Origin of the sequence: Microcoleus sp. B3-D7, assembly GCF_036705305.1 — a bacterium.
GTDB lineage: Bacteria > Cyanobacteriota > Cyanobacteriia > Cyanobacteriales > Microcoleaceae > Microcoleus.
This window is the reverse complement of the sequence record NZ_JAUBUE010000021.1, coordinates 92548-103949: the sequence shown is the minus strand read 5'-3', so window position 1 is coordinate 103949 and position 11402 is coordinate 92548. Positions and strand designations below refer to the sequence as shown.

Here is an 11402-nt window from a genome sequence, read left to right as displayed (position 1 = left end):
CTCTATCTTGATTTTTTTGACGAGGTTAATAGTGCTTTAAGCTTTCAAACTATTCTTTTTTCTAGGTTCAGTTTTTTGCCTTTAGTTGGCGGTTGTTTGAACCGCTTCTCTTCTGGCGCTTTATTAATGTATCAACTCTCCCCAGGGTTGTCAAGCGTTTTGCGAAAATATTTTTAACTTTTTTTTGAGCCTATACACACCAAGGGTTTCGGCTGTCCTTCACGGCTCCGGTATCCCCTGGCTGACTCCTCTTTAGGGCTTGGGTCTACTTTTTGACCCCGGAAATACACTTTGGGCCGGGACTCTTCAGCGAATCGGTAGAATATTTGCACATATAGATGTTCTATATAGAGATGGTCTATATATATGTGTTCGATCGCCCGCTTATGAAAAAACCTGCCGCTCGCCCTACTGCCTTGTTCGTTACCTGCGCTTTACTGCTGATCGCTTGCACTCAGACGAACACTCCCCAGACATCAACTACCGTATCTACAGGTACTTCGCCATCTCCAGCAACTTCGTCAGAGGGTTCGGCTGCAGGGAACTCTACCGCTATTCCCGTTGGGGTTGGGGTGGCCCAAACTAGCAATGTGGCTTTGCTCGGTCAGGAACAGGTGGCTGGGGCGAAAATTGCTCAGAAGTATTTCAACGATAAGGGCGGTGTGGATGGGACGCCGATTAGACTGGTGTTCCAAGATACCGGTGGAGATGAACAAGGGACAATCAATGCCTTCAATACTCTGATCAATCAGGATAAGGTGGTAGGTATTGTGGGGCCAACTCTCTCGCAGCAAGCTTTTAGTGCCGATCCGATCGCCGATCGCGCAAAAGTACCCGTTATCGCACCCTCCAACACTGCTAAAGGCATTCCCCAGATTGGCGATTATGTGGCCAGAGTCTCCGCGCCTGTGGCCGTGGTAGCACCTAATGCAGTTAAAGCTGCACTGAAGCAAAATCCCAATATTAAGAAAGTAGCCGTGTTTTTTGCTCAGAATGATGCTTTTAGCAAATCTGAGACTGAAACTTTTCAGACAACTGTTAAAGATATGGGGCTGGAATTGGCAACAGTCCAAAAATTCTTGACTACTGATACAGATTTCCAATCTCAAGCTACTAACGCAATAAATGTCAACCCCGATTTGATAATTATTTCCGGGTTGGCTGCCGATGGAGGCAATTTAATTAAGCAATTGCGGGAGTTGGGTTACAAAAGCGCGATAATTGGCGGCAATGGTCTGAATACTTCTAATTTATTTCCTGTTTGTAAAGCACTCTGTGATGGAGTTTTGATTGCCCAAGCCTACAGCCCGGAATATGAAAATGAAGTTAATAAGGCTTTTCGCGAGGCTTATCGCGCTCAATTTAAGAAAGAACCGCCTCAGTTTAGCGCTCAGGCTTTTACTGGCGTACAAGTTTTTGTTGAGTCATTAAAGGCACTTAATGCTCAGTCTAAGGTTAGCGAAAAGCCTTTAGCAGAGTTGCGTACAAATTTGAATCAGCAGTTGTTGCGTGGAAAGTATGACACGCCTTTGGGGGAAATTTCTTTTACCCCTGAAGGTGAGATTAATCAGAAAGAGTTTTATGTGGCACGGATTAAGATGGAGGCAGATGGCAATAATGGTAAGTTTGAGTTTTTGAAATGAGGGGAGAGGGAAGTTTGTCCACTGCTTTTGTAACAGATGTAACGGATGTAACAAGTGTCAGGAAGACCAAAGAAGTAAGAGGGAAGAGGGAAAATCGCGGACATATTGGTTGTTGAATGATTTTGGTGTAATGCTCACTTCTTAACCGATAATGGACTTAACTCTGTTTTTGCAACAATTTTTGAATGGTTTGTCGATCGGCAGCGTGTATGCTATTTTTGCCCTGGGATACACGCTGGTCTTTTCTATTTTGGGAATTATTAATTTTGCTCACGGTGCCGTATTTACTTTGGGTGCTTATTTCACTTATGCACTGATGGGAGGAGCTTTCGGTTTTAATGGATTGTGGGCTAACGCTCGAATTCCGGTGCAGTTGCCTTTTGCTGTGGCGTTAATTTTGGGAAGTGTCATGGCTGGTTTGGTAGGAGTAATAGTTGAAAGAGTTGCTTTTTTACCTTTGCGCCGCCGACACTCGGATCCTCTGCTGACCGTGGTTTCTAGTTTGGGTGTAGCTGTTGCGATCGCCAATATAATCCAATATCTGGTCGGTGCGGAAATTTACACTTTTCCTGCTAACACTTACGGCTATTTACCTGCTGCCATTAACTTCGGGACTGGGGATAAACCAATTCCGATTCGTACTGTTCAAATAGTAATTTTTGCGGTATCTGTAGCGATTGTAGCTGTTTTAACTTACTTAATAAATTTTACTAAATTTGGCAAAGCAATGCAGGCTGTGGCTGAAGATGCGACTACTTCTAGTTTATTGGGTATTGATACTGATAGATACATTGTGTTGACGTTTTTTGTGAGCAGTTTTCTGGCGGGTTTGGCGGGGAGTTTGGTGGGTTCGAGTGTGAGTATTGCAGGGCCGTATTTTGGTATTGCTTTTGGTTTGAAAGGTTTGGCGGTGATTGTGCTTGGTGGGTTGGGAAGTATTCCTGGGGCAGTTTTGGGAGGTTTTATAATTGGTTTGGTGGAGGCTTTTGTACCTGGAGATTTTTCGGCTTATAAGGATGCTGTTGCTTTTGCCATATTGTTTATTATGCTATTGGTTAGACCGCAGGGTTTGTTTGGACGGCGTTTGATTCAAAAGGTGTAGTATTATTTGCAAGATATCTAATAAGGCAGGGCGGTTTTGAGAAGGAACCACGGGTTTCCAGCAAAGACTATAGCTAAACTAGCCCGTATAAACTGTTGTGGAGTTTTATATACGTACCTAGAAAATTTATTCATCCCTCAGAGGCAATTTGATGAATTCGGAAGTTCCATTAATACTAAGCGATCGCCTTCTTTTGCGATTAGCCAATCAAGACGATATTTGCGAAATTATTAAATTTTATAAAGAAAATCAAAGGTTTTTTACTCCCTGGCATAGACATTGGGGGGAGGATTTTTTAACGAAAACTTATTGGGAAAAACAAGTAGAGAAAGATTTCCAAGGCTTTAAGTCTGACAAATCTTTAAAAGTATGGATTTTTGAGAAGGCTAATCCGGAGTATATTGTCGGGAACGTTAATTTTGATAATTTTGTACGAGGTGCCGGTCATTTCTGCTTTTTGGGATATAATCTGGCAGAAGCGCAACAAGGTAAAGGTTATATGAGTGAATCTGTGCGAGTTGCAATTCAATATGTGTTTGAAGAGTTAAATTTACATCGCATTATCGCAAATTATATGCCTCACAATCAGCGTAGCGGTAATCTACTGAAAAGATTGGGATTTCTGGTAGAAGGTTACGCTAGAGACTATTTGTTGATAAATGGTCGGTGGGAAGACCATATTCAGACTAGCTTAATAAATCCAAATTGGAAACCAAGCTAACCAGATTTTCCTTAATAACTTCTAATCTAAAATATCTAAAAATCAAATGGCTACCTTTTTGACTACTTATGGGTTTCTGATTGTCTCGATGTTGCTGGGTGCAATGTTGGGAATGTCGCTGTATTTGCCTTTAATGACTGGACAGTTGTCTCTGGCTAGCGCTGGTTTTTATGCTTTGGGTGGGTATATTGCGGCGATTTTATCTACGACGGTTTTTCAACAGACAGGGGGTTTGTTTCCTCTGCCATTGCTGTTATTGGAGATGATAATTGCAGGGGTTGTTTCGGGGTTGCTGGGGATTTTGGTGGGAATTCCGGCGCTGCGGTTGAGTGGGATTTATTTGGCGATCGCAACTATTGCTTTTGTGGAAATTTTGCGGGTTTTATCGCTGAATCTAGATATCACTGGCGGGGCTGTGGGGATTTTTGGGATTCCGCAACCGTTTGCGACGCCGATCGAGTATTTGTGGATTGTACTACCTTTACTGTTGGTAAGTATGGCGATTGTCTATCGGCTGGAACGGATTCGGGTGGGGCGGGCTTTTGCTGCAATCCGCGCTGATGAGTTGGCGGCTGATGCGATCGGCATTAACCCAACTTTTTATAAGGTTTTGGCTTTCACGTTAGGTGCTGTTTTAGCTGGAATCGTGGGTGCAGTTAGCGCTCATTTTCTGAATACTTGGAACGCCCGTCAAGGTACTTTTGATGCTAGTATTATTTACTTGACTTCTGTGTTGATTGGTGGTAAGAGAACTTTTCTAGGAGCAGTTTTGGGTGGGATGGTGTTTACTGCTTTGCCGGAGGTTTTGAGGGGGATAGCAACTATTCAGGGATTGCCAATTTGGTTGGCGCAATTTCTGCGGGATGGACGTTTAATTATTTTTGGGTTGCTGATTGTTTTGGGGACGATATTTTTTCCGCAAGGTTTGGTGACGCCCGAGTTGTTGAAGAAATTTAAAAAGACCGATCGTACTTCTGTTTAAAAAAGGATGGCCAGCCATCGCCGACCTCAGCAATCATCACTACCGTATCGTTGAGGCTGACTTCAGAGTCGATCGGCTTTCCCGATTCATTGGGGAACCGCCTCAGTTCGATCGCTGCCAATACTCCGATGAGAAATGCGATGTTTCTGCTACACCACCGATAACGAAATACGGCGAAACGCAGTTGTAGCCAACTGGTTTAGATGATTAATTCATGGTTTATGCGGTCTTTGTGGATATTCGATCGCTCTTCTCAATGCAATCATTAACTTGAACCCATTGAGAAGAGCTTTGTATTGTTTCCAGGAAGCAAATAGAAAATGCCTAAGCTTGATTTACTGCGCTGGGTTCCATGAACATAGTTTCCCAAATGTGGCCATCTAAATCCTGAAAGCCATGACTATACATAAATCCGTAGTCTTGCGGTTCACTGTAGGTCGTTCCGCCAGCAGCAACTGCGTTGCGAATCATTTTATCCACTTCTTCTCGGCTCTCGGAAGACAAGCACACCAGCACTTCTGTACTCTTGGTGGCATCGCAAATTGGGTTGGGTGTAAATTCCTTGAACTTGGCTTCTGTCAAAAGCATGACGAAGATGTCTTCGCTCACAACCATACAAGTGGCAGTTTCGTCAGTAAATTGAGCGTTAAAACTGAATCCAAGTTTAGTAAAAAATTCGACAGACCGATCTAGATTTTTGACGGGTAAATTCACGAAAATTTTAGTAGCCATGTTTTCTCCTTTTTAACTTCGAGCGCAAGGTGAAACATTAACGATTTTTCGGTAATGTTTGAATTGAAGGGTAAGGCCTGGGAACAAACTTGAAAGCGTTAGGTAGCTGGCTGGATATTAATCATCCACGGCGTGCCAAATCGATCGACAAGCATTCCAAAACGGGTAGACCAGAAGGTCTCTTGGAATGGCATCTTTACCGTTCCGTTTTCTGCCAAGTTTTGAAAGATCCGCTCCGCTTCGACCCGATCGTCAAATTGAAGATTCACAGAGAATCCCTGTGGTTTTTTAAAGCCATCGCGTAGAGTGTCAGAACCCATCAATACCATTCCACCAACAGTTAAGTTGGCGTGCATGATTCGATCGCGCTGTTCCGAGGGAATTTCCTCAGACATCGGCGCATCCCCATAGGTCATCATCTCGTCGATTTGGCCACCTAAACACTGTTCGTAGAATTTAAATGCAGCTTTGCATTCACCGTCATTCGATTTGAGATTTGAGATTTTGGATTTTGGATTGACCCCACGGATAAATTCGGGGGCTTGAGGATTTTAGATTTGAGATTGTGGATTGATTCCACGGATAAATCCGGGGGCTTGTACCACCTTTGAAATTCGCTTGTCAAAAAAGAGATAAGTATTCGATTGCATCATGTACTCCTTTGGTTAATAGTCGATCGAGCAATCTATTCACGGGAAATGATGTGGCTGCCGAACGAAAAGTTAGGCAGTATTTATGCCCTTAAGAACCCTTGAGTTGTTCTGCCCCCGCCCGAATGCGTTCTTCCTGTTCCCTGAGTTCGGGCGTCAAGCATTCGCCGAAGTCCTCTGCTGCAAAGATCGGGCGAATTTCGATCTCGGATTCTCCTGGCATCGGGTTGGGGCAGCGTTTGACCCAGGCGATGGCTTCCTCCATCGACTGCACTTGCCAGATCCAGTATCCGGCAATCAGCTCTTTTGTCTCTGTGAACGGCCCGTCAGTCACGCTGCGATTTGTACCTGAAAACCTTACCCGCGCTCCTTTTGAGCTGGGATGCAGCCCTTCGGCAGCGAGCAGAATTCCCGCCTTGACCAATGCTTCGTTGTATTGCCCCATTTCCCTCAGAAGCTGTTCGCTGGGCATGACGCCTGCCTCTGAGTCTTCGGTAGCTTTGACTAGAACCATGACTTTCATCGTGAAATCTCCTTTTGTTTGTGGTTGTTGAGCTGGGCTAAGGTGCGATCGTGAAAACGGCTTGAGACGTTTCTGGATCGAAGGGGACAGAGCAATGCTCGTGCACAATCTGCCATCTGCCCTGTTTCCGCTGGCACCCAGAGGTGATTCGCATCCACATCTGCCCCGCTGGGTGATCTGGTGCCATCCCTGTGAAGTGAAAAAGCCAGTGGGCGAGGGCCAAATCACCGCTGACGGTGAGGCTGAGGTCTCGCATCTCAATCCCGAAGGAGTCCGGGAAGCAAGGCAGGCAGGCCTCCCACGTCCGTCGAAATTCATCTGCCCCTTTGGTTTGGAACGGCGGTATTGCATCGAAAATAATCACATCTCGGGCGTAGTGCGCCATGATGCGATCGAGGTCTTTGGCGCAGATGGCACTGGCGGTATCTGCGATGATTTGTCGAATCAGGGCTTCGTCTTGTGTTTTGGTGGTTTCGGTTGTCACAGTCATTGTGGTCTCTCCTTCTTGATGTCGATTGGTTTTCCGGGCGCAGAGTGAAAACTCCTAACCCTTGCTCTACCATCTAGTCGAATAGAGGTGCGCGCGATCGACAGGTTGAAGATTTTTTCTGAAAAAGTTTGTCAGTGCGGATGTGGAAGTTTGCGTTGAGCGGTATTGACAAGCGAATTTCAAAGGTGGTACCCGCCACGTGATTTATCCGTGGAATCAATCCCTTTTCGAAAATCCTCAAGCCCCCGCATTTATCCGTGGGGTCAATCTAAAATCTAAAATCTCAAATCTAAAATCGATTGACGGCAACTACTGGTCTGATGGCAAGCCCGACAGTTCCACGATCGGGCGAATTTCAACCGTACCTTTACTGGCGCTTGGTATGCGTGCTGCGATCGCGATCGCTTCGTCAAGATCCTTGGCATCGATCAGAAAGTAGCCGCCGAGTTGTTCGCGCGTCTCCGCAAACGGCCCATCGGTGACAAGTTTTTTGCCGTCACGCACTCGAATACTGGTTGCTGTGGCGATCGAGTGTAGCGGCGAAGCACCCAAATATTGATTGTTCGCTTGCAGTTCTTGGGTTAGCTGCAAAGACTTTGCGTAGCATTGCTGCAGCTCGCTTTCAGTCCAGGCATTTTCGTCGCTGTAAATCAGCAATATGTATTTCATCGTTATCTCCAAAATTCGATCTGAGATAGTCGCCTTCATTTAGTAGTCGTTCGGCGAAGCTGCAAATCGACAGGGTAGGAAAAAATTTTTTCAGCCTAACTGGCGAAGGCGTTTTTCGAGAAAACGACGCTCTGGTTCCTGTTTCACGATCGCCAGCGCCTTTTGGTAGGATTCTCTGGCATTAGCCGTTCTGCCCAGCCGCCGACACAAATCGGCTCGCGCGGAGTGTGCCAGATGGTAGTCTGCCAAATCGCCGCGCGCTAATATTTCGTCGATCGATTGCAGTCCCGCTAAGGGGCCATCGCGCATTGCCACTGCCACCGCCCGATTTAAGGCAACAACGGGCGAGGGCTCTAATTGCACCAGCAGGTCGTATAAGCCCACAATCTGCGCCCAGTCCGTTGCAGCAGCAGTCTGGGCCTCTGAATGCACCGCTGAGATCGCAGCCTGAAGCGTGTAGGAACCAAACCGTCCTGATGATAGCGATTGCCGCACCAGCAACCTGCCTTCAGAAATTTGTGCTTGATTCCAGAGCGATCGATCTTGGTCTTCTAGAAGGATGAGGTCGCCGGTGGAGGAAGTGCGTGCGGTGCGCCGCGATTCTTGCAGCAGCATCAGCGCCAGGAGTCCGATCGCTTCGGAGTCTGGCAACAGTTCCATTACCAGCCGTCCCAAACGGATCGCTTCGCCAGCGAGATCGGCCCGCGTCAGCGATCTGCCAGATGAGGCCGCGTACCCTTCGTTAAACACCAGGTAGATCGTTTGAAGCACGGTGTCCAATCGATCGGGCAAATCGGTTTTCGACGGCACTTGATAAGGAATGCGTGCGGATCGGATCTTCGCCTTGGCCCGCACGATCCGCTGCGCCAATGTGGGGGGAGCAATCAGGAAGGCGCTGGCAATTTCCTCGGTACTGAGTCCGCAGACTTCCCGCAGCGTCAGCGCCACCTGAGCTTCTGGCGACAGGGCCGGATGACAGCAAGTGAAAATCAAGCGCAGGCGATCGTCCTCAAGGTCCTCATCATCCTCGATTGTGGTGTCACTCGGATCGAGTTGTTGAGCGAGTTCTGCCAAGTGCGTATCAAAGCGGGCGCGACGGCGGATGGTGTCGATCGCTTTAAAGCGACCCACTGAAACAAGCCACGATCGCGGGTTAGGGGGAATGCCGTCGCGGGGCCATTGCGCTACAGCCGCAGCGAAGGCTTCGTGCATCGCCTCTTGGGCGCGATCGAAGTCACCGAGCAAGCGGATCAGTGTGGCTAAAACGCGACGCGATTCGGACCGGTACACAGCTTCCACCTGCTGACGGATTTGATTGGCTGCTGTCTCATTCATAAAGCGTTCACAAAAAAAACATATATTATCGGCCGTGCCGCAGAGTACGATGCTCCCATTGCGCCCGTGCAATCCGCCAATCGACCTCGCTCCAACCGCGATCGGACATCCATGATGACCCTGGGCGGGTAGCAACCACCTCTGCTCCTATCCACTGGGCCAACCGAGCGATCCGGGTATTTGCACTCACAGTAGACCCGGAGATCGCCTTCAGATCGAGTTCCGTGAACCCAAAGTCGAGCAGCGCACGCCCCACCTCGATCGCGTAGGCATATCGCCCCCAATAGGCTGGTGCCAGTTCTAGACCAAATTCCATCTCGCCAGTTTCAGACAATTTTCCCCGCAGTCCACAGCAACCGACAAGCGCGTAAGGTTCCTGTCGTTGTACGATCGCCAGTTGGTAATTTAGTCGAGGGCGATCGCCAGCCCATGCCTGAAACATCTCAAATAAACGTGCGGCATGGTCGGGACTAGACCGATCGGGTTCGTAAAATGTCTGGTTGCGCGGATCGGCTTGATAGTCCAAGAATGGCGATCGATCGGAATCTACAAAGTCACGCAGCAGAAATCTTTTGGTTACAATCTTTATCATAACTTACAACTTTAATTGTGGGCCATTAAACAAACATCATATTCTGCCAAATCTTAATAGTTTTGTCACTGCTGCCGCTCGCTAAAAACTCTCCTTCCGGGCTAAAATTAACCGAATAAACCGAGTTAGTATGACCTGCTATATTACAAATTTCTTGACCGTCTTTCACTCGCCAAATCTTGATTGTTTGATTGCTGCTGCTAGCCAGAATCTCGCCAGCGGGACTAAAAGCGATAGAATCAACATACCAAGAATGTCCTGCGATCGTTAAAACTTCTTGCCAATCTTTGACCCACCAAATTTTAATAGTATTGTCATGGCTGCCGCTAGCCAAAAACTCTCCATTTGGACTAAAAGCTATGCAGCGAACTGAGTCTGTATGGTCTGTAAGTGTGCGAATTAGCTTCCCATCTTTAACTCGCCAAATTTTGACTGTTCTGTCCCAACTGCAGCTAGCAATAGTTTCTCCATCAGGACTAAAAGCAACAAAATAAACTAAATTGGTGTGACCCGCAAGCGTGTGAATTTCTTGCCCGTCTTTGACTCGCCAAATCTTGATTGTTTTGTCCCAACTGCAGCTAGCAATAATTTCGCCATCGCGACTGAAAGCTGCGCCGTAAACTGAGTTACTGTGACCGATCAGGGTGCGGATTTCTTGTCCATCTTTCATCCGCCAAAGTTTTACTGTTTTGTCGTGGCTGCTGCTGGCTAGCATCTGCCCGTCCGGGCTGAAAGCTACTGTATAAACCGAGTTAGCGTGTCCTGTGAGGGTGACAATTTCTTGCCCGTCTTCTACTCCCCACAGCTTGATTGTTTTGTCATCGCTGCCGCTGGCTACAACTTCTCCGTTGGGGCTGAAAGCAACAGAGTAAATTAAGTTTTTGTGACCTGTGAGGGTGTGAAGACATTGCCAGTTATAGGTTTGCTGTTGGGGCTGGGCAGCAGTTTTTCCGGGTTTAACTAACTTGGAATTTCTTTGAGGAATTACTAGATCTATCGCAACTTGGGGATTAATTTCCTTTAATACTTCAACAGCCGTTTGATAGCGGCGGTTGGTAGCATTTTCAATCATTTTGTCTAAAATTTTACCGAGTTGTTCGCTCACCGGGTTGTTGGCCAAATACTGCCGCCATATCCAGGCATCTTCACCAGGATCGAAGAGGTCAAATGGGGAAACTTGAGTTAGCAAATACAAACAAGTTACGCCTAAACTGTACAAATCGCTGGCAAAAAATGCTTTGCCTCTAGCTTGTTCGGGGGCGATATATTCGGGGCTGCCGATGCTGGTTCCTGTTTTGAGTAATGCTGTACCTGTGGCAATTTTTGCGGCGCCAAAGTCTACTAAAACTAATTGTTTGTCGGCGCGGCGGATGATGTTTCCGGGTTTGATGTCTCGGTGAATAACGTTGTGGGAATGGATGAAGTGAAGGACGGGTAATAAGCTATTGAGTAAGTCTTGAATTTGATTTTCTGTAAATGTGCCTTCTGTTTCTACAATTTGTGCTAAATTTTGACCGTCGATAAATTCTTGGACTACATATTGTCTGCTGTCTTGGATGGAATAGGCTAATAGTTCTGGAATTTGAGGGTGTTTGCCCAATTCGTCTAATCGCATTGCTTCTTGTTCAAAAAGTTCGGCTGCTTTTTTGCTGTTGCGATTGCTTGCTGATGGGATGAGTTGGGTTTCTGGGGGTAAAAATTGTTTGATGACGCAGCGAGGTTTTGAGGGTTTGTCTTCGTCAACGGCGAGGAATGTTCTACCAAAACCGCCTTGTCCGATCGCCTTTATAGCCCGGTAGCGATCGCGCAGCAGCAGTTTTGAACGGCAGTTTCGGCAAATTTTAGCTGCGGGAGGGTTTTGCGGCTTGGAACAGTTGGGGTTTAGGCAGTAACTCATTCGATTTTAGATTTTAGATTTTAGATTTGGGATTAAGGATTTTAGATTTTATGTTTTTGAATATTT

General features: G+C 46.8%; 13 protein-coding genes. 4 read left to right on the top strand and 9 right to left on the bottom strand.

What is annotated here, in order from left to right:
• The first annotated feature begins 386 nt into the window (after window positions 1-386).
• From QUB25_RS16110 to QUB25_RS16095, 4 genes are all read left to right on the top strand, one after another.
• Window positions 387-1643, top strand: a complete 1257-nt coding sequence (locus tag QUB25_RS16110; protein ID WP_333184124.1) for an ABC transporter substrate-binding protein — start codon at window positions 387-389, stop codon at window positions 1641-1643.
• Between the two features lie 151 nt (window positions 1644-1794).
• Window positions 1795-2745 carry a branched-chain amino acid ABC transporter permease gene (locus QUB25_RS16105; RefSeq protein WP_333184121.1) on the top strand — a complete coding sequence of 317 codons (951 nt, stop codon included), beginning with the start codon at window positions 1795-1797 and terminating at the stop codon, window positions 2743-2745.
• Between the two features lie 151 nt (window positions 2746-2896).
• Window positions 2897-3466, top strand: coding sequence for a GNAT family N-acetyltransferase (locus QUB25_RS16100; protein WP_333184118.1), 570 nt, complete (start codon window positions 2897-2899; stop codon window positions 3464-3466).
• 46 nt (window positions 3467-3512) lie between these two features.
• On the top strand, window positions 3513-4448 hold the full coding sequence (locus QUB25_RS16095; protein ID WP_333184115.1) for a branched-chain amino acid ABC transporter permease: 936 nt from the start codon (window positions 3513-3515) through the stop codon (window positions 4446-4448).
• Here QUB25_RS16095 and QUB25_RS16090 read toward each other — a convergent pair.
• The 9 genes from QUB25_RS16090 to QUB25_RS16050 all read right to left on the bottom strand — a co-directional run bounded on the left by QUB25_RS16090 (window position 4420) and on the right by QUB25_RS16050 (window position 11336).
• Entirely contained in the window at window positions 4420-4569 is a 150-nt protein-coding gene (locus QUB25_RS16090; protein WP_333184113.1) for a hypothetical protein, read from the bottom strand. The two genes, QUB25_RS16095 and QUB25_RS16090, sit on opposite strands and share 29 nt — an antisense overlap.
• Window positions 4570-4772: 203 nt before the next feature.
• Window positions 4773-5180, bottom strand: a complete 408-nt coding sequence (locus QUB25_RS16085; protein WP_333184110.1) for a VOC family protein — start codon at window positions 5178-5180, stop codon at window positions 4773-4775.
• Window positions 5181-5278: 98 nt separating this feature from the next.
• The gene (locus QUB25_RS16080; RefSeq protein WP_445251955.1) at window positions 5279-5683 is read right to left on the bottom strand and encodes a VOC family protein; all 405 of its coding nucleotides are present in this window, start codon (window positions 5681-5683) and stop codon (window positions 5279-5281) included.
• A 238-nt stretch (window positions 5684-5921) separates the two neighbouring features.
• On the bottom strand, window positions 5922-6353 hold the full coding sequence (locus QUB25_RS16075) for a YciI family protein (RefSeq protein ID WP_333184108.1): 432 nt from the start codon (window positions 6351-6353) through the stop codon (window positions 5922-5924).
• Between the two features lie 37 nt (window positions 6354-6390).
• Window positions 6391-6843: a nuclear transport factor 2 family protein gene (locus QUB25_RS16070; RefSeq protein WP_333184107.1), complete on the bottom strand. Its 453-nt coding sequence runs from the start codon at window positions 6841-6843 to the stop codon at window positions 6391-6393.
• A 309-nt stretch (window positions 6844-7152) separates the two neighbouring features.
• Window positions 7153-7512 carry a YciI family protein gene (locus QUB25_RS16065; protein ID WP_333127503.1) on the bottom strand — a complete coding sequence of 120 codons (360 nt, stop codon included), beginning with the start codon at window positions 7510-7512 and terminating at the stop codon, window positions 7153-7155.
• A gap of 90 nt (window positions 7513-7602) precedes the next feature.
• A complete protein-coding gene (locus QUB25_RS16060; RefSeq protein WP_333184106.1) occupies window positions 7603-8847 on the bottom strand; it encodes an RNA polymerase sigma factor in 1245 nt (414 codons plus the stop codon).
• A 25-nt stretch (window positions 8848-8872) separates the two neighbouring features.
• On the bottom strand, window positions 8873-9439 hold the full coding sequence (locus tag QUB25_RS16055) for a GNAT family N-acetyltransferase (protein ID WP_333184104.1): 567 nt from the start codon (window positions 9437-9439) through the stop codon (window positions 8873-8875).
• 25 nt (window positions 9440-9464) lie between these two features.
• Complete coding sequence (locus tag QUB25_RS16050) at window positions 9465-11336, bottom strand: serine/threonine-protein kinase (RefSeq protein WP_333184102.1); 1872 nt, start codon at window positions 11334-11336, stop codon at window positions 9465-9467.
• Window positions 11337-11402: the final 66 nt, after the last annotated feature.